Source organism: Robbsia sp. KACC 23696, from assembly GCF_039852015.1.
Classification (GTDB): domain Bacteria; phylum Pseudomonadota; class Gammaproteobacteria; order Burkholderiales; family Burkholderiaceae; genus Robbsia.
Genome location: NZ_CP156627.1, coordinates 1,437,157 through 1,457,373, shown reverse-complemented (window position 1 = coordinate 1,457,373; position 20,217 = coordinate 1,437,157). Strand labels below are relative to the sequence as shown.

General features: G+C 55.8%; 15 protein-coding genes and 7 pseudogenes. 9 read left to right on the top strand and 13 right to left on the bottom strand.

Annotated elements, in window-relative coordinates; all coding sequences use genetic code 11:
• The first annotated feature begins 529 nt into the window (after window positions 1–529).
• A pseudogene (locus ABEG21_RS20940) lies at window positions 530–1,497 on the top strand (alpha-hydroxy acid oxidase).
• Here ABEG21_RS20940 and ABEG21_RS20935 read toward each other — a convergent pair.
• Both ABEG21_RS20935 and ABEG21_RS20930 read right to left on the bottom strand, forming a co-directional pair.
• A pseudogene (locus tag ABEG21_RS20935) lies at window positions 1,468–2,626 on the bottom strand (IS30 family transposase). The pseudogenes ABEG21_RS20940 and ABEG21_RS20935 overlap by 30 nt on opposite strands.
• A 67-nt stretch (window positions 2,627–2,693) precedes the next feature.
• A pseudogene (locus ABEG21_RS20930) lies at window positions 2,694–2,945 on the bottom strand (transposase); the annotation flags it as partial.
• 56 nt (window positions 2,946–3,001) lie between these two features.
• On the opposite strand from ABEG21_RS20930, the pseudogene ABEG21_RS20925 reads away from it, so the two are divergent.
• A pseudogene (locus tag ABEG21_RS20925) lies at window positions 3,002–3,484 on the top strand (transposase); the annotation flags it as partial.
• Here the strand turns inward: ABEG21_RS20925 and ABEG21_RS20920 are convergent.
• The 4 genes from ABEG21_RS20920 to ABEG21_RS20905 form a co-directional block, all read right to left on the bottom strand.
• Window positions 3,481–3,855 carry a hypothetical protein gene (locus ABEG21_RS20920; RefSeq protein WP_347557342.1) on the bottom strand — a complete coding sequence of 125 codons (375 nt, stop codon included), beginning with the start codon at window positions 3,853–3,855 and terminating at the stop codon, window positions 3,481–3,483. The pseudogene ABEG21_RS20925 and the gene ABEG21_RS20920 overlap by 4 nt on opposite strands.
• Before the next feature lie 134 nt (window positions 3,856–3,989).
• Entirely contained in the window at window positions 3,990–7,073 is a 3,084-nt protein-coding gene (locus ABEG21_RS20915) for an efflux RND transporter permease subunit (protein ID WP_347557341.1), read from the bottom strand.
• Window positions 7,070–8,194, bottom strand: a complete 1,125-nt coding sequence (locus ABEG21_RS20910) for an efflux RND transporter periplasmic adaptor subunit (RefSeq protein ID WP_347557340.1) — start codon at window positions 8,192–8,194, stop codon at window positions 7,070–7,072. The genes ABEG21_RS20915 and ABEG21_RS20910 overlap by 4 nt, the downstream gene beginning before the upstream one ends.
• A gap of 87 nt (window positions 8,195–8,281) precedes the next feature.
• Window positions 8,282–8,917: a TetR/AcrR family transcriptional regulator gene (locus ABEG21_RS20905; RefSeq protein ID WP_347557339.1), complete on the bottom strand. Its 636-nt coding sequence runs from the start codon at window positions 8,915–8,917 to the stop codon at window positions 8,282–8,284.
• An 89-nt stretch (window positions 8,918–9,006) separates the two neighbouring features.
• Here ABEG21_RS20905 and ABEG21_RS20900 point away from each other — a divergent pair, with 89 nt between their 5' ends.
• Window positions 9,007–10,494 carry an efflux transporter outer membrane subunit gene (locus tag ABEG21_RS20900; RefSeq protein ID WP_347557338.1) on the top strand — a complete coding sequence of 496 codons (1,488 nt, stop codon included), beginning with the start codon at window positions 9,007–9,009 and terminating at the stop codon, window positions 10,492–10,494.
• A 176-nt stretch (window positions 10,495–10,670) separates the two neighbouring features.
• On the opposite strand, the gene ABEG21_RS20895 is transcribed toward ABEG21_RS20900, so the two are convergent.
• Window positions 10,671–11,420: an IMP dehydrogenase gene (locus ABEG21_RS20895; protein ID WP_347557337.1), complete on the bottom strand. Its 750-nt coding sequence runs from the start codon at window positions 11,418–11,420 to the stop codon at window positions 10,671–10,673.
• 697 nt (window positions 11,421–12,117) lie between these two features.
• Between ABEG21_RS20895 and ABEG21_RS20890 the strand changes: the two genes are divergently transcribed.
• The 3 genes from ABEG21_RS20890 to ABEG21_RS20880 all read left to right on the top strand — a co-directional run bounded on the left by ABEG21_RS20890 (window position 12,118) and on the right by ABEG21_RS20880 (window position 14,400).
• On the top strand, window positions 12,118–12,753 hold the full coding sequence (locus tag ABEG21_RS20890) for a TetR/AcrR family transcriptional regulator (RefSeq protein ID WP_347557336.1): 636 nt from the start codon (window positions 12,118–12,120) through the stop codon (window positions 12,751–12,753).
• Window positions 12,754–12,957: 204 nt separating this feature from the next.
• Complete coding sequence (locus ABEG21_RS20885; protein ID WP_347557335.1) at window positions 12,958–13,581, top strand: TetR/AcrR family transcriptional regulator; 624 nt, start codon at window positions 12,958–12,960, stop codon at window positions 13,579–13,581.
• Between the two features lie 114 nt (window positions 13,582–13,695).
• Window positions 13,696–14,400: an SDR family oxidoreductase gene (locus tag ABEG21_RS20880; protein WP_347557334.1), complete on the top strand. Its 705-nt coding sequence runs from the start codon at window positions 13,696–13,698 to the stop codon at window positions 14,398–14,400.
• Window positions 14,401–14,422: 22 nt separating this feature from the next.
• On the opposite strand, the pseudogene ABEG21_RS20875 reads toward ABEG21_RS20880, so the two are convergent.
• Together ABEG21_RS20875 and ABEG21_RS20870 are read right to left on the bottom strand one after the other, a co-directional pair.
• Window positions 14,423–14,614, bottom strand: a pseudogene (locus ABEG21_RS20875) (IS3 family transposase); the annotation flags it as partial.
• A 90-nt stretch (window positions 14,615–14,704) separates the two neighbouring features.
• Window positions 14,705–15,400: pseudogene (locus ABEG21_RS20870) on the bottom strand (NAD(P)H-binding protein); the annotation flags it as partial.
• Window positions 15,401–15,535: 135 nt separating this feature from the next.
• On the opposite strand from ABEG21_RS20870, the gene ABEG21_RS20865 reads away from it, so the two are divergent.
• Together ABEG21_RS20865 and ABEG21_RS20860 are read left to right on the top strand one after the other, a co-directional pair.
• Window positions 15,536–15,889 (top strand): cupin domain-containing protein, encoded by a 354-nt coding sequence (locus tag ABEG21_RS20865; protein WP_347557333.1) that lies wholly within the window; start codon window positions 15,536–15,538, stop codon window positions 15,887–15,889.
• The gene (locus tag ABEG21_RS20860; RefSeq protein ID WP_347557332.1) at window positions 15,859–16,500 is read left to right on the top strand and encodes an AraC family transcriptional regulator; all 642 of its coding nucleotides are present in this window, start codon (window positions 15,859–15,861) and stop codon (window positions 16,498–16,500) included. The genes ABEG21_RS20865 and ABEG21_RS20860 overlap by 31 nt, the downstream gene beginning before the upstream one ends.
• Before the next feature lie 16 nt (window positions 16,501–16,516).
• On the opposite strand, the gene ABEG21_RS20855 is transcribed toward ABEG21_RS20860, so the two are convergent.
• From ABEG21_RS20855 to ABEG21_RS20840, 4 genes are all read right to left on the bottom strand, one after another.
• Window positions 16,517–17,464: a PDR/VanB family oxidoreductase gene (locus ABEG21_RS20855; RefSeq protein ID WP_347557331.1), complete on the bottom strand. Its 948-nt coding sequence runs from the start codon at window positions 17,462–17,464 to the stop codon at window positions 16,517–16,519.
• A gap of 10 nt (window positions 17,465–17,474) precedes the next feature.
• Window positions 17,475–18,089 carry an MSMEG_1061 family FMN-dependent PPOX-type flavoprotein gene (locus tag ABEG21_RS20850; RefSeq protein WP_347557330.1) on the bottom strand — a complete coding sequence of 205 codons (615 nt, stop codon included), beginning with the start codon at window positions 18,087–18,089 and terminating at the stop codon, window positions 17,475–17,477.
• 117 nt (window positions 18,090–18,206) lie between these two features.
• A complete protein-coding gene (locus ABEG21_RS20845; RefSeq protein ID WP_347557329.1) occupies window positions 18,207–18,671 on the bottom strand; it encodes an MFS transporter in 465 nt (154 codons plus the stop codon).
• Window positions 18,672–18,799: 128 nt separating this feature from the next.
• Window positions 18,800–19,453 carry a GntR family transcriptional regulator gene (locus ABEG21_RS20840; protein ID WP_347557328.1) on the bottom strand — a complete coding sequence of 218 codons (654 nt, stop codon included), beginning with the start codon at window positions 19,451–19,453 and terminating at the stop codon, window positions 18,800–18,802.
• Window positions 19,454–19,562: 109 nt separating this feature from the next.
• On the opposite strand from ABEG21_RS20840, the pseudogene ABEG21_RS20835 reads away from it, so the two are divergent.
• Window positions 19,563–20,165 (top strand): annotated as a pseudogene (locus ABEG21_RS20835) (LysR family transcriptional regulator); the annotation flags it as partial.
• Window positions 20,166–20,217 lie beyond the last annotated feature (52 nt).

Genomic DNA, 20,217 nt, shown 5'->3' with positions numbered 1-20,217 from the left:
CCCGTTTAAGTTGGTTTGCTGGCGTAATTACTTAAACCTTTCACGCCTTTCATGTCTTACTATTTTGAGAGAATTGTAGAATGAAAAGTAAGGGTCGGCAATAAAACGTTACAGACGTATGAATGCCTGTTGCATGAATGCAGCGAAGATAGACTACACGGTCTACATTCCTTAATTGAAAGAAATGTAAGAAGATACCGGCGTGTACTATTTTTCTGATTAATACAGATGGAAGTGGAAATCTCATGTAAGAAATATTCTTACATTATCCTTTGGGAAGTGTCATGCGTCAGCATTACATGACGTGTGGTTAGAAGAAGACCGATCACTCAGTCAAGTTTTTTCTGCAATCGCTACCGTTACGTCGTCATTGAATCGACGAAGCGGAATCCAGTTGTACTGCTCTCAACGACAAAGAAGCGAACCAACCCATCGATCAGCCTTATTTATAAGCCTATGACCTATTGATCGATTTTACTAAGCTGGGTCGCTTGCCTAGACTGCGTCATACCGCACACTAGGAAGGTTTATGTGGCCGAACTCCCGCCGTTACTACACCGGACCTTCATTGTCTCGTACCGCGACAATCGAAGATCTGCGCATGGCGATGCGTCGCCGTCTGCCGAGTTTCGTTGCTGAATATCTAGAGGGCGGCGCTGAGAACAAAGTCACGTTGGCACGCAACCGTGCCGTTTTCGATGAGGCGCGGTTTGCGCCTCGGATGTTGACCGACATCAGTCATATCGACACGTCGACGACCCTGTTCGGACAAAAGATCCCCTTTCCCGTCGTGGTCGCCCCGACTGGTTTGAACGGGCTGATCACGCACCAAGGAGACCTACAGCTTGCGGCGGCGGCGTCCCCTTCTCGCAAAGCATGGTGTCGATGGCCTTGATCGAATCGGTCGCTCCCACACTGCAATCACCGCACTGGATGCAGTTGTATCTGCTAAGGGACAGGCAATTCACGCTGCCACTGCTCGAACGCGCTACCGCGGCACGCTGCCAGGCCCTGATCGTGACGGTAGACGGCTCACTTTTCGGCAACCGTGAATGGGACAGACGAAATTACATCGAACCGACCATATTAGATTGGCGCAACCGCATGGATGTACTGACGCACCCGCGATGGTTGCTGGACATTTGGCGCAACGGTAGCGGTCCGCGATTCGTGAACGTCGAGCACTACACGGGCAATAAGATGGCGCACGCGGACACGGCAAGATGGCTGCATCGTGAAATGGATGCGTCGCTCAATTGGAACGATATTGCATGGCTGAGATCGATTTGGTCGGGTAAATTGATCCGGAAGGGCTTAATGACAGTCGACGATATCGCACGTGTCATCGATATCGGTGCCGATGCCGTCGTACTGTCCAATCATGGTGGCAGGCAGTTGGACCTCGTGGACTCACCCATGCGCGTCTTGCCGGCGGTGGCGGCATTCACAAAAGGACGAATGGTGGGTTCAATGGGTCGTCGCAACAGCCTCGCGTAGTTTATCGGCCGGAGACATGAAGCCCAAGGTCTTTCTCGGCCGTTCATTGAGGCGCGCTGCGATTTTGTTCAGTTGCGCCTGCGAGTATTGATCAAGCTGCGTACCATGGAGCAGATACTGTCGCAGAAGTCGGTTCGTATTTTCGTTGGTGCCGCGTTGCCAGGGATTTCGTGGGTCACAGAAGTAGACCTTCACATCCGTGGCGATCGTGAAGTCTTTGTGGTTTGCCAATTCCATGCCACGGTCCCAGGTGAGCGTCTTGCGTAGATGCTGCGGCAACCGCTTTACCTCGCGTTTTAAGGCCCGCCACAACGCTCACCGTGTCCTTGCCTTTAACCTTGACGAGGATGGTGAACCTTGAGCGCCGCTCGACCAGCGTGGCGACGTGAGTATTGTTCGCGCCGCTGACAAGATCGCCCTCCCAGTGCCCAGGCACGGCGCGGTCGGCCGCTTCGGGCGGGCGCTCATGAATCGAAACAGCCCCAGCTATCTTGTTGCGCGCGCCCTTGGTGCTGGAGAAGCGCGAATGACGCATCTTGCGTTGCGTGCGCAAATGATACTGCAACGCTTTCTTTAGAACGCCGCGCGCCTGCACAAACAGGCTGCGATAGATCGTTTCGTGTGACACGCGCATCGACTCGTCATCGGTATATCGGAGCTTAAGCCAGCCGCTTACTTGTTCCGGAGACCATTCGCGAGAGAGCTTCCGTTCAACAGCGTAGCGCAAGCGCGGGTTGCGCTCCAGCAGGCAATCTTTGGGACGCAAGCTAACCTTCAAGGCTCTCTCATCGGCGTCCAGAGCCCGATAGTGGCCCGTTCCACCGTTACGCGCAATCTCACGCGAAATGGTGGATGGCGCACGATGCAACTCACGCGCTATGGCCCGAATGGAAAGCCCGGCTGACACGCCGCGCGAAATCTCTTCACGTTCACTGAGAGTCAATGCCCGCGACGATCGCTTGCGCACAGCAGGGCTGTAACCTCCGCATAGCCGGATTACGCCGTAGATCGATCCGGCTGGTTTGCCCAGCGCTTTGCCGATGCCAAGAAACGATTCTCCGGCGCGCCACCTCCGCCAAACTTCCGCCTTGCCTTCTGTCGGCAACCCAGGCCTTCCCATCTGTGCCATTCGTCAACCCTCCCTCATTCGATATTAATAGGAAGGTGTTGCAATGACCCATTGAACCCACCGCGGCCTTTTTTAGGATATCGCGCTCCTCCTCGGTGCGCCGCAGTTGCGCGCGCAGTCGCAAAATCTCGCTCTTGGCGTCGATCAAATCGGCCGCCTGCTTCTCGGTATTATCTGGCACGACCGCTTTAACCCATTTGTAGAGACTATGAGTCGATACGCCAACCCTGGCGGCCACCTCAGCCACGGTATACCCACGCTCGACTACCTGCCTGACCGCCTCTTCCTTGAATTCCGGTGTAAATCGCTGACTGCTCATGCACTTCCTCCTATGCTCAAATCATAGGCCAGAAATGTCCGCCGTACCGGGGGAAGTCCAAGGAAGCGCTGCGGCGTATCGCTGAGCTATATGCGGTGGAAGAAGCGATACGCGGCAAACCTGGCGACGAACGTAGCGCCTATCGAAAACACTATGCCCGGCCGCTGCTTGACGGGCTGTAGGCTTGGTATACGAGCACGCTGACGACTCTGTCGAAGCAATCCGATACGAGCAAAGCGATCCTACATGCGCTAAATCGATGGCCAGCGTTGACGCGTTACGTCGATGATGGGTATCTCGAAATAGACAATAATGCGGCGGAGCGCGCGCTTCGTGGCGTCGCCGTGGGACGTCGAAACTACTTGTTCGCCGGTGCAGACACGGGCGGCGAAAGAGCGGCCGCAATTTACAGCCTGATTGGCACGGCCAAGCTCAACGGGGTGGGCCCCGAGGCCTACCTACGTCATGTTCTCAGTGTGATTGCAGAACATCCCGTGAATCGCGTCGACGAACTCCTGCCATGGAAGCTCGCGCTTTAATTTGTATCGTCTTCGTCGTACTCAAGAGTTAGGCGGGAGCAATCGAGCACGATCGAGTGCATCCGTACCTCGATCCACTCCTCAAACATCTTCTTGGTTCTCGAGCGCGGCCACATCGCCTCATCGACATACCAGTCGTGCAACGTCTGCTCAAACACGAAGCGCCAGTTCAGGCGTAGCCATTTCTGTCCTCGTTCATCCAAGTCGTCGCGCCGCACAGGGACAAGCAAAGAGGTCGGATCCTCTCGAGCGTCTTCCAGCGTGACCACTCCTGCTTGCGCCGGACCTACGTCGTTAATCCATTTAACGAGCGGTGCGCGCGGCAACACGACAACGACCACCCGATTTAACACTAAACGCGGGTCTTCCATCAAAAGGATCCTATCGATGCAAAACCATCATCCTAAGTCAAGACGGGATCACCGGACGCTTACGTGAATTCTTAACGCCTACACTTTCCAAACGTCGATTGGGGGGACGAAGCGATAGCTAGAAGTAGTCGCTTTTAAACAGCTACCGGTAAGGTATCTTCCTCCTTGGGGCGCTTTACTTTGAACCAAATTGCGTACAAAGCAGGGAGGAAAACGAGCGTCAGAACTGTGCCTACGGCGGTCCCCCCGATAAGGGTATAAGCCATAGACCCCCAAAAGACAGACGACGTGAGAGGAATGAATGCCAGTACCGCAGCTAAGGCCGTCAACATGACTGGTCTCGCACGTTGCACTGTTGCTTCCACTACCGCGTGGTATGGATTCATTTTCAAGTCATGCACGTTATTCCTAATTTGTTCGATAAGGATCAACGTGTTCCGCATGAGGATACCGGCCAGCCCTATCAGTCCAAGAATGGCGTTAAATCCGAACGGCTGGTGAAAAATCAGCAACGTAGCAACGGTGCCGATGATTCCAAGGGGGCCTGTTAAGAAAACCATTGCCATCGTTGGGAAGGACCGAGTCTGCAGTATCAGCACAAGCAGGATGAGCACGATCATGATCGGGAAGATCGGCGCCAACGCGGCATTCGCTTTACCTGCTTCCTCAATGTTCCCACCCATTTCAATCCTATAGCCCGGTGGCAAGGCTTTGATGATGGGCGCGAGTTGCTGCATGACTTCCATCGACACCTGCGGTGGCTGAAGCGCTTCGTTGATGTCACCCCGAACGGTCACAGTCGACAACCGGTCACGGCGATGAAGGATCGGATCCTCGGCACGTATGACAATATGCCCAATCTGACTGATTGGAATAACTCTGCCCTCTCGATTAACCAGACTCATATTTTGTATCTTGGACGGATCGAGCCGCGTTTTTCCGTCGCTTCTGGCCACCACTTCAACCGTGCGAACGTCTTCGCGCACTTGTGTGATCGGAACGCCAGTCAATAAGAACTGGATTTGCTGGGATGCATCCTCAGTCGTGAGCCCCATTTGGTTCAAACGATCTTGATCCAACACGAAATGCATCGTCGGCACTTTTTCGGCCCAGTCCATGTTGACCTGACGCATATCTTTATTCGCTTGCATGATGGCAAAGACCTTTTGCGCGATATCACTCACCTTGCCTTCGTCAGGGCCCATTACACGCATTTCAACCGGGAACCGCGTATATGGTCCGAACACAAGCTGTGTGACGCGAACTCGCGCCGCAGGCGCTAGACCGTCAGATACCGCCTGTCGCATACGGAGCTTCAGCGCCTCTCGAGATTTCTCATCAGGAGTCAGCACGATGATCTTCGCAAAAGACGGATCGGGCAGCTCAGGGTTGTAGGCGAGGAAGAATCGTGGTGCGCCCTGTCCGATATAACTTGTGACGACTTTCGCCTCTGGCTGCTTCTTCAGCCATTGCTCAATTTGGATCGTCGCTTTTTCCGTCGTCTCTACGCTAGAGCCCTCTGGCGTTTGTACTTCGACCAGCACCTCTGGCCGATCCGACGCCGGGAAAAACTGTTGCTTGACGACGCCCATTCCCATAATAGAGAGCACAAATAGTACGAGTACAGCGCCCGCTACCCAATACTTATAATCGACCCCTCGGCGTACCATTTTTCGAAGTCGTTCATATCTTGGGGTGTTGTAGATGGCGTGCAAACCACCTTCGATTGGCTTGATCTTCGGGAGGAGCTTTACGCCGAGATAGGGTGTAAAGGTTTGCGCGCCCAACCATGACGTAATGAGCGCAAAGGCCACGATCCAAAAAATGTTGCCGGCATACTCGCCCGCGGTCGACCTGGCAAAGCCAACCGGCGTGAACCCGATGACAATTGTCATGGTCCCCGCTAACATCGCTGGCGCTACGTGATTCCATGAATAGGTGGCAGCTGCGATTCGGTCGTAGCCTTCTTCCATCTTCACGACCATCATTTCGATCGTAATGATCGCGTCGTCGACAAGCAGGCCCAAGGCAATGATCAACGCGCCTAGGGTGATTCGGTCAAATATCCGGCCGGTGATCATCATGATGACGAATACCACCGCAAGCGTAAGTGGTACTGCAGCTGCGACCACAATGCCCACGCGCCACCCAAGACTGACGATGCTCACCAGCATCACCACTCCGAGCGCGACGAAGAACTTCAGCATGAACTCATCCACTGCGTCTGCAATGTTCACGGCTTGATCGGTGATTTTGCTGAATGTGTAGCCGACAGGTAATGCAGACGAGACCTTGTCTTGTTCTTGCTTAAGTGACTTGCCTAATGCCAACCCGTTCCAGCCGTCCTTCATCACCACGCCAAGTACAAGAGACGGCACACCGTTGTGTCGTATCAAGAACGTCGCCGGATCTTCGTATCCGCGCGTGACCTCAGCAACGTCCGACAGCTTTAGCGTGTGGCCCGCTGCGACGATGGGTGTGTCACGAATTTTCTGTAGATCATTCAGCTCGCCGTCCAGACGCGCATACACCTGCGGACCATCAGTATCGATTGATCCAGACGGCGTAATGGCATTCTCCTTTTGTAATGCGCTAAAGATGTCCGATGGATTCACGCCAAGGTTCGCCAGTCGCGCGTATGAGAAATTTACAAAAATGCGCTCTGGGCGCTCGCCGAGAATCGTTACCTTTTTCACGCCAGGTACGCCCAGCATGTCCTGACGTATGCTTTCGGCTTCACGCGTCAGGAGTCGAGGCGGCAATCCGGGAGCGTCGAGCCCATAAAGCGCAAAAGTCACGTCCGCATATTCATCATTGACGAACGGTCCGATCACGCCCTGCGGCAGTTTCGACGCTTCATCGGAAAGCTTCTTGCGCGCCTGATAGAATTGCTCTGGAACGTCTTTGGGTGGTGTCGAGTCTTTTAGCGTCAACTGCATTAAAGCAAGACCCGGCCGCGTAGTAGTCTCTACACGATCGTACCAATCAAGCTCTTGCATCCGCTTCTCAAGCGGGTCGGCAACAAGGTCTTGCATTTGCTGTGCCGTGGCGCCAGGCCAGATTGCCGTGACGGTCAACACCTTGACGGTAAAGGCGGGGTCTTCTGCGCGACCAAGACTCAAAAAGGTGATGGCGCCCGCGACCACCAGCGCGATGATGAGAAACAAAGTTACCGCGCGCTCGCGAACGGCGACGGCAGACAGGTTAAATCCGCTCATTTGCTTTCCCCGTCCGTGCTAGTGCTCCCATCGGTCCACTTTTCGCTGGCGATACGGATTTGCTCGTTATCGGTGAGTTGGTGAGTGCCGATCGCGGCCACCTTTTCTCCGGTGGTAAGGCCCGATGAAATGGTTGCCATTTCGGAACCTAGAGACTTCACAGATACCGGTCGGAACATAAGGCGTGAATCGGCGCCGATCTGCCAAACACCTGGCCCCTTGCCTCGGTCATAAAGGGCTCCGAGCGGAACGATCATGTCGCTACTGCTATCTGTTTGCGGAAGGCTCACCGTGACCGTGGACCCCAGTGGGGCGGCTGCACCGGCGCCGGTCAATACATAACGGGCTGCGTACGTTCGGGTTACGGCATCGCCGGAGCGAGACAGTTCCCGGAGCTGCGCGGGGAAAGCATCTTGGGATGATCCGTATAGGGATGCGGAAGCGGTCGACCCGAGGGCGGGATGCACATTTTCCGGCAAATTCACAAGCGCTTCATGCGGACCATCTTGAGCAACCGTGAGTACCGTCTGCCCCGCAGCAACAACCTGCCCCACATCTGCGGCACGACTGACGACGAAGCCGTCAGAGTCGGCTCGCAAGATGCCATATTTGTCGGCGTTGCGTGCGAGGTCTGATTGCGCGAGCGTTGCTGCTAGCTGGGCTTTTGCGATTCGCGCTGCCTCCACCGACAAATCGTAGTCCTGTGCCGATATCGCGCCTTGCTGGACCAGCCCGTGGAGACGAGCAAGATCCGCATCCGCTTTCACAGACCGCGCTTTGGCCGCCTCCACGACACCTTGCTGAGCCGCTACCGCCAAGGCCAAGTCAGCCGGGTCAAGACGCATTAATGCGTCACCGCGACGGACATGCTGACCGACGTCGACATAGCGCTGAATAATTTTTCCATTGACCCGAAAACCAAGGCCACTTTCGACGCGTGCAGAAACCACGCCGGTAAAGCTACGGTCAGCGGTGCCGGCGGGTTTGACGGTCCAAGATTCGACCAGCGGGGGATCAACACGAGGGTCAGCCGGGTGAGATTGACTACACGCAGCAATGGACCCGACAAGCAGCCCAGCGACGCTGAGCGCTAAGGCCTTGTGTGACAAGTGCGGAAACATGGCGGCACTCCGATAGAATGAGTTTTGCCGAATTCTGTTATCACGTTACGATTTTGTCAAGATGTAACATGATAACCAGTAACTCATTTATCGCACCATGCTTCGTAGAATCAAGCTGACCACGGTCGACATCGCCCTGTCCAACTCAGCACGAGAACGGAATTGCAAGGACATCGGATGGTAGAAAAGACGTAGCGCTTCGGCGACGCCATCCGAAACGTCGTCTAACGGCGTTTTGCGCTCGAATTCTCCGCTCGAACGTCCAGCGCTAATCAGCTCTCGGATCATATCGTGTAGTACTGCGGCGTGATGGTAGGTCGCCACCCAGTTCTCTTCGACCGCCGCCGCGACTAACTCGTGCATATGCGTGCCATCGAAGAAAATATCGAGGCTCTTCGATAATGTCAGCTCGACGAAGCGTCTAAGTCTCTGTGTTGCGGTTCCAGGCGCTTCCACTACTTGCCGCAATTCGTGATCAAGACGGCCCAGAACGGATGCGACGACTGCCTCACCGATAGCCTTCTTCGATTCAAAAAATCGGTAAGTGTAGGTACTGGAGACACCGATCGCTTTTCCCAGGTCTGCAACGGAAGTTTTGCGAAAGCCATACAGTCGAAAATGTTGCTCTGCGGCCGCTATGATCTGATGGCGTCGCTCATGATCGGCATTTCCTCGCTGGCCCAAGTCGGCAGACTCGTCGGGCAGATTTGGCGTTTTTGTCATAGTTACAATTGATTAATCTCGTAACCTATTGACAGCTAGTTACATGCGATCCAAACTGTAACTTCCTTTTTATGACGTTGCAACTTATCATGCTCGCTTCGTTCAAGAACGCCGTTATTGCTGCAGCTGCCTCTACTGCAACCGTGTTTATTGCGGGCTGTGCAGTGGGGCCGAACTACAAAACACCGACTGTCTCTTTACCTGATCACTTCGCCGGCGCACGAGACGTGACGAACCGGTCCGCGCTTCAGACGGCACCCGCACTGTCTAACTGGTGGGAAGGCTTCGATGATCCGGAACTTGACCACGTCATCCACGTTGCGCTCGCCCAAAATCTAGACCTCGCGCAAGCAATGGCCCGCGTTGATCAAATCCGTGCCGGGGTAGAGAGCGCTCGGTCGGCGTTGCTGCCTTCAGCGAATATCAGCGCGCAGGCCAGCCGGAACCATCTCTCTCTGGAAGATCCAGTGGTCGCCGCGGAAGCGCGGTCCCTACCGGGATACAATCGGAATGCCTATGACTATGCGGTGGGTGCCGAGGCGTCCTGGGAGATTGACCTTGCCGGCGGATTGCGTCGAAATGCAGAAGCAGCCAGAGCGGATTACGAAGCGAGTCAAGCGGCGGCCACCGCTGCGCGGCTGAAGGTGATCTCCACGACGGCCGACACGTATGTCCTCGTGAGGACCTTACAGGCGCGACTAAACCTCGCACAAGAGGAAATGTCGACGCAACGCGAACGGGTCAAACTCATTGGTCTGCTCGCCACACGCGGACTGGCTCCTCAAACGCAGCTTAAACAAGCGCAAGCCTCTTATGCGGCCGTATTCGCGACTGTACCCGCCCTTCAAACGGGATTAGTGAGCGCTCGAAACGCACTAGACGTTCTTATGGGACGCAACCCAGGGACACCTGATGCACAACTCGATGCGCTTGCACCGATACCCAACGCGCCCGCCATCAGCACTGCGACCGGGCCAGCAGAGCTATTACGTCGCCGCCCGGATATCATTGCAGCGGAGCGTCAACTTGCGGCTTCGAACGCAAGGATCGGTGTAGCGCTGTCTGATTATTACCCCAAGTTCTCTCTCTCTGCGCTTGCTGGATCGACAACAACGGTAGGCGGACATTTATTCGAGTCACCTGCTAACGAGGCGTTTGGTGTCTTTGGGCTACGTTGGAGACTATTCGACTTCGGGCGTGTTGACGCGGAGGTCCGTGCGGCACGAGGCAGAAACGCAGAAGCCTTGGCCGCGTACCGCCAAAGCGTGCTTCAGGCAAGCGCCGATGTAGAAAACGCGTTCTCAGCGCTCGCGAAGTATGACGAGCAGCAACAGGTGTTGAAGAATGGAGAAGCGTCTCTTGCCGAGGCGCGTGCTTCAATCGCGACGGGTTACCAGGCCGGTCACAATAGCCAACTGGACCTGTTGTCCGCTGATGCTCAGCTTCAGCAGATACAAGAAGCGCGAATCGTCGCGCAGTCGTCGACCGTGCGCTCAGCAATCGAGACGTTTAATGCGTTAGGAGGTGGGTGGAGCGATCAGGGAACCATTCGTACGAAAACCGCCGCGATCAGATGATTTCGTGCAGCAACCGACCATCACCAATGGATCGGCGGCGCTTGTCTGCCCGACAGGCAGATCAGTCGTTACGGATACCGGATTCCTCTTTCTTCAAAACGTCGTTCGTTCCGGCTTCGCGAAGGCTCATGCGGATACGACGGTAAGCACGGCACTTTCCGTGAACTCACGAAGCGTCAAGCTGCCGCACTGCACATCGTCGATTTGATTTTCGTAACAGTGAGATCCACGTTCTTCGATAACCTGCCGGCATAGGGAACGTAGGCGTCTACTCCTTCCTCGAAGATCATGCCGCTCTTGCTATCTGCCTTGTCGCCCGAATCGTAACGCTGCCAATTTCTGGCGCGATTCGAGCCTTCACCCCAGTATTCTTTGTAGTAGCTTGAGCCCAGCTTCACCAGCGCCGCAGGGCTCTCATCGAATCGCGCAAAATATCGACCCATCATCAAAAAATCCGCGCCCATCGCCAACGCGACAATCATATGATTGTCATAGACGATGCCGCTGTCCGAGCATATGGGGATATAGACGCCTGTCTTTGCATAATATTCGTCGCGCGCGGAGACGACACCCATCAAAGCCGATGCTTGACCTCGTCCAATACCTTCTTCCTCTCGCGTGATGCAAATTGCTCCACCGCCGATGCCCACCTTCACAAAATTGGCGCCAGCGTCCGCAAGATAATTGAAGCCACGTGCATCAACCACATTTCCCGCACCAATCTTGACTTCGTCGCCATACTTATTCCGCACGAAATCAATTACGTGCTTCTGCCAAACAGAAAAACCATCCGACGAATCGATGCAAAAGATATTCGCATCCGCCTGGACCAATGCGGGAATCCGCGTTTCAAAATCTCTTGTATTAACCCCAGCGCCTACCAATAATTTTTTCTTTTCGTCGAGCAATTCGCGAGGGTTGTTCACATGTTCGTCATAGTCTTTCCGGAAGACGAGCGAACATAGATAACCCTCTTTATTGAGAATCGGCAGGACATTGAGCTTGTTGCGCCGTATCAGCGTGTTTGCCTCGGTTAATGTCTACCGTCCACACCCGAGATGATTTTTTCTACGGGCTTCATGATATCGGCGACTAAAGACCCCTGTTCAAAGTCCTCTTGAATGTAATCGCGCGAGGTGACGATCACCATAAACTTCCCTCTCGGCGCTTGGTGCCACGCTTGAACTTTACCAACGGAGCGGCCAATGACACATTCGCTGGCGTGGTGTCCTCCGACGTGAGATTTGGAAGAAGCAGAAATTCGCCAAATGTGCGTGACGGTTCCAGCAAAACTTTGGCCATGAGTTACTCCATTATGTGATGCGCTAGGCCCGACGTTATGCCTAGATCGCACCCTCATTTTTGACGTTCAGTTTTCTTGGCCGACCAAGGTGGCGGCCCAGGAACAGCGGGCGGCACGGAAACGCGATTCAAACTTTTGGGGTAGTTACAGTTTATCATTTCTGTAACCAAATGTCCAGATTGACTGTGACCGCTATCGTTGCCCTTTAGGGTTACACCCTTATTGCGCATGACGTTGGCAAGCAGAATGCGATAGATTCAGATTACAGTTTCAATCTTATATAACTGGAAAAAACGGCAGGATTCAGGGATAATTAGGACATGGATGCCACTATCACACAGTCAGTTGAGTTGCCCACGTCCGGTCAACGCGGCAACGCCGACCACGAGCGACGTCTCCAGATCATTGCTGCGGCGGCTGATCACTTTCGCCTGTTTGGCTATCGCAAGACGTCGGTTGCCGACCTGGGGAAAGCGATTGGTGTCTCTAGCACCTATATTTATCGCTTTTTCAAGTCAAAACAAGCTATCGGCGAAGCGGTATGCGCCAACGTGCTTGGCGAGATGGATGCGGCGCTACGACAGGTTGTAGACGGACCCGGTACGCAATCACAAAGGCTGAGACGCTTCATGCAGCTCACGCTTGAGCGTAGCTTTGACATATTTTTCGACGGATCACGGCTGCAAGAGTTGGTTGTGGCGGCAATGGAGGAGTCTTGGTGCACGGCAAATGGCCATCAGGATGCCCTCGACGCGATGGTACGTGAGTTGGTTCAAGCGGGAAGAGAGTCTGGCGAATTCGAACGGAAGACGCCTTTGGATGAAGTGGCTGCCGGCGTTGCCGTAGCAGTACGGCTGTTTTCTCATCCTGGCTCTTTACAGTACCGTTCGCGCGAGGAAAACGAGGCGGCCTTGTCCGTGGTGATCAGCCTTATCTTGCGTAGTCTCGTACCGTAACGCCTCTGCTTTATCACCACTCCTGCCGTGTCTTTTATTTCGAGGCGTTGGCAAGCAAGCTAAGCAATCTTAACTTCCATCGAGAGTTGCTTTACTGTGCGGGCCTGATGCATGACACGGACGCAATATCCGACAAAGACCCTACCCCCAAACCTTTAAACGTTTGCGGCCTCATTCGTCGCTCTGACTGGCAAAAGTAGCAACATGAAAAATATGATGCTCATCATATTTTTCATGTATCATACACACATGAAATCGGAATCTGGTCGAAAAAAGGCGCTGTCTCATGAACGCATTGTGTCAACTGCTGCTCGTGCAGTACGGAGACATGGCTTTCGTGATGTCGGTGTTGCCGATGTGATGAAAGAAGCTGGCTTGACGCACGGCGGCTTCTACGCGCACTTCGCGTCCAGAGATGAGCTGCTGGCTCAGGCTGTCGCGCAGGCAAGCAAGGAAATCGCTGTGGTCATCACCACGCACGCGTCTGCGCTGCGTAAGCAAGGATTGAGTGCATTTCGGGCATTTATCGAAACCTATTTGTCAGATGGGCAGATTGCGGATAGAGAAAATGGATGTCCGGTTGCGGCGCTGTGTGGAGAGTTTCCCAACCAAGCGGCGAACGTCGTCGACGCCTCGCGGATTGCTGTCGGCAATCTTGTAATGTTAGTAGAGGACGCAATGGGCAATGATGCCGAAGTATCAGACATCTGGGCTGTGACAGCCGCACTGATCGGCGCAATGCAACTCGCGAGAGCATTAGGCGATAACGATGCGGGACGTGCGGTCTTGGCGTCCGCCCGGGCATCTCTGTTAAGCAGGTATAAGTAAGCGTATGTATCAGAGGTCGGTTTAACGTAGGTCCGTCTTTCTTATTTGCTCGATTAAAAATATGATGAACGTCATATTTTATTGTTTTATTACCTACTTTTAGGAAAGATCATCATGAAGATCAAAGATTCAGTTGTGTTTATTTCGGGTGCTAATCGTGGCTTGGGCCTGCAATTCGCGACGGAAGCTTGGGCACGGGGCGCCAAGAAAGTGTACGCCGGCGCGCGTGATCCTTCCAAAGTGAATCTGCCCGGCGTCATTCCCATCAAATTGGATATTACGAACCCCGATGACGTCCTGGCGGTTGCAAAGGAGTGTTCGGACATCACCCTCCTCATCAATAACGCCGGAATCGTTCGTATCGGCGGCGTTACGCAAGAAGGCGCAGCGGCAACCTTACGCGAGCAGTTAGAAACTAATCTCTTCGGGACTCAAGCAATGGGTGAAGCATTTGCGCCAGCGTTGGGCCGTAACGGGGGCGGCACGATTCTGAATATCTTGTCCCTCTTTAGCTGGACGAGCACGCCGATGATTGCGGGTTACGCGGTTTCCAAAGCCGCAGCGTGGGCGCTGACGAACGCGCAACGGAACGAGTTGCGTGCGCAGAGCACACAAGTCACCGGATTTCACGCTGGGTTCATTGACACAGACTTTACGCGCGGTCTGGATGTTCCAAAATCAAAGCCAGAGGACGTCGTGCGCATGGCCTTGGATGCGATCGAAGCGGGCGACGAAGAAGTCCTCGTCGACGACACGACGCGACAAGTTAGGGGTGGTTTATCCCATAGCGTCTATTTGAAGGATGCCATGGCGCAGTAAGGTTAATGGGTAAATGTAGTGGTCAACTCACGCCGGACACCGGGTTAAGTTTTTCCTTTGTGACGGCCGGCGCTATACCGTCATTGAATTGATGTGGCCGAATCCAGTTGTACCGCTGCATCAGGTAACAGCTGATGTCGCGATGCGCTTCCCCGGCGCTCATATATCCAGTGGTCGGAACCCACTCCGTTTTCAGGCTACGGAACAGGCGTTCCCGAAGCGAGGGGACGATTCGCACGATCAACGGCAACGCAAACGTCAACAGGGGCGAGAACGCTGGTTTCGCAACGCCCTTTCGGCCCATCGCACGCGTGAATGCCTCGGCCACGATCGGCCCTGTAGCGGGCGCATCACAACATATATCGACACTCTGGTTCAACGCCGACGACGGCAAGTCCAACGCGGCCTCAACCGCATATCGCGCCAGATCCGGCGCGTAAACCATGTCCATCGCGACGCCTGGGGCCACATCGGGGAAAATCCCGTTCTTGACCTTTTCGGCCAGGACGTCTCTTGATCTATCGAGGAAAGCTGCAGCGCGAAGGGCCAGGTAAGGCTGTTGCCTCTCCGCCAGATATTGCTCCGTCACGAACTTCTGATGGAAATGGGGCACGCCAACGGCCTTATCGCATTCAAGAATCGAGATCAAGATGAAACGCGGCAAACCCGCGCGCTTGCTCGCGTCAATCAAGTGGCGATAGCCCTCGGTATCCGTCCTGGCGTCGTTTCCCTTTGTCCGCCTGGAATGCGCGCTAAACCCTGCCGCGCAAGCAATCACGGCCGTCGCGCGAGGTTCGGCTTCCAGAGCGCGCTGTAAGGCGTCGGGCTGCATCAGATCCGCTACAACAAAGTCCCCTACCCCGAGCGCCTCCAGTTTGGCGCGGTTGCTGGTCGCACGAACCACCGCGCGGACGTGTACGCCGCGCGCCAACAGCGTACGAACAATCAAGGTTCCCAGCGTTCCGGTCGCGCCTACTACCGTTATCGTTGTCTGTTCCATCCGTTCTCTGTGCGTGTCGGCTGCTGGCGCCGTATCGCGGCAGCCAAATGATGAAATCCGAGAGTAGGACTGTAGGCTGGCCGACCCGTATAATCAATGCGCAAAACACCGCTTTACTTGCGCGAAAGTACGGATATGACAAACGACCTCTTCTCCGATGTCCTGCAATTGGTAGGCGCTCAGACGGTACTCGCTGGAGGATTCTCGGCGGGAGGCCCCTGGGCGTTGCGTTTCCCCGCCCCGGACAAGATCAAGTTCGCGGTCGTCGTTCGCGGCGCTTGCTGGCTCCGCATCGACGGGGATGATCACGCTATCCGCGCGGAGACCGGGGATGTCGCCCTTGTTAGCACAAAGCGCGCGTTCGTACTTGCAAGTGACCTGGCACTGTCGCCGCAGGATGCGAAACACGTGTTTTCCGAGGAAGGGGCGCAGTTTCCTGTGATCGGCAATGGCCAGGAGTGCGTCCACTGGGTGGGCACATCGCACTGAATGCCGGCAACGGCGACTTTCTCGCCTCGGCGCTACCGCCAGTGATCCATGTCCGCGCGTCGTCCCCGCACGCGTCGGATCTGAAGTGGTTGATCGAGAAACTGGTCCGCGAACAAACGCAGGACAAGCTCGGCGCGCGTACCGCGTCGACGCACATCGCCCAGCTGATGTTAGTGGAATTATTGCGCGCCCATCTCGCGGCGTCGGGTGTGTTTCCGCCAGGCTGGCTGCGGGCCCTCGGCAACGCACGTCTGGCGCCGTCGCTACGAATGATGCATGGGGAGCCTGGCCGAGATTGGACAATCGAAGAACTTGCCAGCGCATGTGCGATGTCCCGGACGACGTTTTCGCTGCATTTCAAAACATCGGTCGGCGTCACGCCGATTGCCTATCTGATTGAATGGCGGATGCGCTTGGCGGAACGATCACTACGAGAGAGCGGGCTGTCGATCGCCTCGGTAGGCCGCTCGCTCGGATACACGTCGGAGAGCGCGTTCAGTCATGCGTTCAAACGGATTTTGGGATACGCGCCAAGAAGTTACCGCGCCGCTCGCCGCGATTCAGCGCGTCGGTTGCGCGAAGGGTCTGAGGGTGCGCCGCCGCCAAGCTAGCGTCCGCGGCACGTCTTCACACATCCAACACGAGCCGCGTCTTCGCACGGGACACGCATGCCATCATGCAAGACTGGCGCTCCGCCACGGAAAGGATGCCATCGTGATGTTCGACATCGCCTTCCAGATAGGGCACTTTGCACGTCCCGCAGGTGCCGTTTTCGCAGACCGATTCGATCGGCACGCGATTCTCTCGAAGCGCCATGAGCAATGACTGGTCGCCCGACACGGTAAAGGACTTATTGCTGCGCCGCGCCTCGACGGTAAACACATTGCCGCCTGCTGGCGACGCCGGCGAGAACGACTCCCAGTGCACATACTCCGGCGAACGGTCGCGGCAGGCTTCTTGTACCCCGGCCATAAATCGCTCGGAGCCACAAAAATAGACATGCGTCCCCTCGGGTTCGCGTTCGACAATGTGCCGAAGGTCCGCGCGACCCAGCGTGGTGTCGATCAGCGTCGCGCGACCGCGCGCGGCCAATCCTTCGAGATGCGTGCGAAATGGCATCGCGGCCGCGCCGCGCGTCGTGTAGACGAGATGATATGGCCGCCCCGCTTGCTCCAAGGTTGCAGCCATCGACATCATCGGCGTGATCCCGATACCGCCAGCAAGCAATAGCACGCGCCCTGCGTCGGGCAAGGCGAAAAAATTCCGCGGTCGTACGATTTGCAGCACTGTCCCCACGTTCACCCGGCGATGCACTTGCAAGGAACCGCCCCTGCCCGACGCTTCGCGCTGCACCGCAATCAAATAGTGTTTGCGTTGATGCGCAGATCCACACAAGGAGTAATAGCGCGTGATTTTTCCCGGCATGACGATGCCGATATGCGCGCCGGCGGTGAACGCCGGCAGATCCGCGCCGTCGAGCGCCTCCAGACAATAGGCGTTAATCAAATCGGTTTCCCGACTGACCGCCGTGACCCGAACATAGAGCGGCGGCAGTTTTTCTAACAAAGTAGACATGGGGAAACGATCAAAGGCGGTTCGTATAACTCTCGTCCAGCAATGCCTGGATGTCGCGCACATTGCCTAGTCGCGCACCGGTGTGCGCCTGGAAAATCTCCGCCGCCGTGGGAAATGCCATCAAATCAGGCCAGCCCATCGGATTCCAAATGCTGGACCGCATCGCCGCCTTCGCACAATGCAGAAAACATTCTTCGACGATGATGCCGAGCCCCAGCAAGGGCCGATTCGGACTGACCGGGTCGGCCATCGCCAGCAACGCCGGATCTTTCGTCACGACGACACGCCCGTTTAGCCTTAGCACTTCCTCATAGCCCGGCACCAGAAAGAGCATGCCGATCTGGGGATTTTCCAGCAGGTTTTCGATCGTGTCGGCGCGACGATTTCCGGTTGCTTCCGGCAGCAACAAATGCTTCCGATCGATGATCTTCACGAACCCTGGCTCACCGCCTCGAGGCGAGACGTCGCAGGTGCCGTTCTTACCCGCCGTCGCCACTAGCACATACGGCGAGCATCGGATGAAGGTTTGAACGTGCGCATCGACGTAATCCAGCACTTTATCGACGCTGATCCCGGACGCGGGCGGCAGGATGGCGCGCAGTTCTTCGATCGAGTCGACAGTCATTCCAAACGGATGGTCAGCCATGGCGGCAAAGAGATTCCTAACAAAAAAGAAACCAGTAAAAACGCAATGTATCCAGTGTATACAGTGCGTCCTTGTCTGTCCAGTATTGCGGAGAAACTACTTTTCCAACGGCAAACGCGCGGTTTCCCTGGCCAAATACAAGGCAATGAGCGTCAGCGTCATGCCAACGCAGACGTACAGCGACATTGCGGCGATCGCGCCGGCCGCATAGGTAGGCAAGAATCCCATCGCACCGGTGGTGAGCCCCATCAGCACCAGCGTGATTACCAGCACCGCACGGCGTCCGAGCCGGTCGCCGAGATGACCGAGAACAAATCCACCAAACGGTCGCGAGACGTAACCGACCGCGTAGGTGGAAAACGCCAGAATCAGACCGGCAAGCGGATCGATCGATGGGAAAAAAAGTTTGCCGAAAACCAGCGCAGCCAGTGTGTTGTAGACGGTGAAGTCATACCATTCAAGCGACGTGCCGACCATGCTGGCAAGCGCCAGGCGACGGTTGGTCGGTTTTGCCGCGCTTGCCCGGATATCCGGCGATAAAGTGGTCGCTAGCTCGCTCATATACCAGGTCCTCATCGAGAGTCATCGCCTACCTGCAGCGCATCGACGCAGTGTGCGAACCCAGAAATAGCGCGTCCAACAAGAAAGAAAATAGAATCCCTTAAGCGTTTCTTGTGAATCGATCCGGCTTAGTGTTCACGACGCTCAGACAGGTAGTTCGAGACGTGCCGGCGTGTCGTGCTCAAATGCTGCGTGATGATTTGCCGCAGCGCCTCGGCGTTGCCCGCTTCGATGAGCGTAACCATCTCGTCGTGTTCGTCGTGAACATGCACCTCGTCGGGCGGCGTCTGTTCGCTTCCCAGCTCGGCCATGAACATGCGCGAATAGGGCATGGTCAAATCCAGCAGGGCGCGGATGAGGCGCAGCGAATGCTCCCGTTCCGCGCACGCATAGATCGACAGATGGAATCGATAATTTTCGGTGACCCAGCCGCGGCTATTCGTGTCCATGCCCCGTAACGTCTGCGCCATCTGACGCCACTTCTCGATCGACTTCCGGCTGGCATTCGCGACGATATACGGGCTCAAACCCGGTTCGATCGACATTCGCAGGTCATACAGCTCCTCCACCTCTTCGGCTCGGAGCTTCCGGACCGCATGTCCCCCGCCTTGGCGCGCAATCACGATACCGTCGGCCGCCAACGTCATCAGCGCTTCTCGAATCGGAATACGACTCACGCTGAATCGTTTTGCCAGCTCTTCCTGAACAAGCGATTGCCCAGGCACCAAAATGCCGGAACGGATGTCCTCCCGCAACAACTCCGTCAAATCTTCAGTCTGCATAAAGCGAAGCGGTCAGCTCGATCGGTGATGGAAGGCGCATTATACCGCTAGACTTGCCGCGGAAATTTGTATTGTATACAGTGAATTCACTGAATACACAGACCACTCCGTGAATATCCGTTTCCTCGAAACCTTCGTATGGCTTGCGCGTTTGCAGAGCTTCCGCCTGACGGCGGAAAAGCTGCACACGACGCAAGCGTCCGTGTCGAGCCGTATCGCCGCGCTCGAAAAGCACTTCGACGTCAGGTTGTTCGAACGGACCACGCGATCGGCGAGCATTACCGCTGAGGGACGGCGTTTGTTGGCTTACGCGGAGCGAATCGTGCGGCTGGACGAAGCAATGCGCCAGGATGCCGATGACGGGGCCGGGGCCGGCGCGTGCGGCGTCGTGCGAATCGGCGTGATCGAGACGATCGTGCACAGCTGGTTCCCGCTGCTCGTCGCCGCCATTCAGGAGAAGTACCCCAGTGTCGAGATCGAAGTGGCCAGCGACACCACGGTGAATCTGAGCGAGATGCTACGTCACGAATCGACGGAGTTGATACTGCAGACCGGCGAGCTACCCGGCAACGATTTCGTGAATCTGCCGCTGTGCGAGTTTCCCTTGTGCTGGGTTGCGAGCCCGCGCCTTGGCTTGGGCGGTCTATCGCTCATGCTGCAACAATTGGCGGCGTTTCGCATCGTTACGTTTCCCCGGCACTCGACGCCGCACATGGCCGTCGGTCTGCCGTCGCGGTCCTTGGTGGCAGTACATCGCAGGCAAT

Excerpts from the sequence above, each read along its gene's own strand:
- ABEG21_RS20850 (WP_347557330.1), bottom strand. The coding sequence starts at position 18,089 with ATGACTGTCGACTCGATCGAAGAACTGCGCGCCATCCTGCCGCCCGCG.
- ABEG21_RS20920 (WP_347557342.1), bottom strand. The coding sequence starts at position 3,855 with ATGGAAGACCCGCGTTTAGTGTTAAATCGGGTGGTCGTTGTCGTGTTG.
- ABEG21_RS20845 (WP_347557329.1), bottom strand. The coding sequence starts at position 18,671 with ATGAGCGAGCTAGCGACCACTTTATCGCCGGATATCCGGGCAAGCGCG.
- ABEG21_RS20865 (WP_347557333.1), top strand. The coding sequence starts at position 15,536 with ATGACAAACGACCTCTTCTCCGATGTCCTGCAATTGGTAGGCGCTCAG.
- ABEG21_RS20900 (WP_347557338.1), top strand. The coding sequence starts at position 9,007 with ATGCTCGCTTCGTTCAAGAACGCCGTTATTGCTGCAGCTGCCTCTACT.
- ABEG21_RS20890 (WP_347557336.1), top strand. The coding sequence starts at position 12,118 with ATGGATGCCACTATCACACAGTCAGTTGAGTTGCCCACGTCCGGTCAA.
- ABEG21_RS20880 (WP_347557334.1), top strand. The coding sequence starts at position 13,696 with ATGAAGATCAAAGATTCAGTTGTGTTTATTTCGGGTGCTAATCGTGGC.
- ABEG21_RS20905 (WP_347557339.1), bottom strand. The coding sequence starts at position 8,917 with ATGACAAAAACGCCAAATCTGCCCGACGAGTCTGCCGACTTGGGCCAG.
- ABEG21_RS20885 (WP_347557335.1), top strand. The coding sequence starts at position 12,958 with ATGAAAAATATGATGCTCATCATATTTTTCATGTATCATACACACATG.
- ABEG21_RS20840 (WP_347557328.1), bottom strand. The coding sequence starts at position 19,453 with ATGCAGACTGAAGATTTGACGGAGTTGTTGCGGGAGGACATCCGTTCC.
- ABEG21_RS20915 (WP_347557341.1), bottom strand. The coding sequence starts at position 7,073 with ATGAGCGGATTTAACCTGTCTGCCGTCGCCGTTCGCGAGCGCGCGGTA.
- ABEG21_RS20855 (WP_347557331.1), bottom strand. The coding sequence starts at position 17,464 with ATGTCTACTTTGTTAGAAAAACTGCCGCCGCTCTATGTTCGGGTCACG.
- ABEG21_RS20910 (WP_347557340.1), bottom strand. The coding sequence starts at position 8,194 with ATGTTTCCGCACTTGTCACACAAGGCCTTAGCGCTCAGCGTCGCTGGG.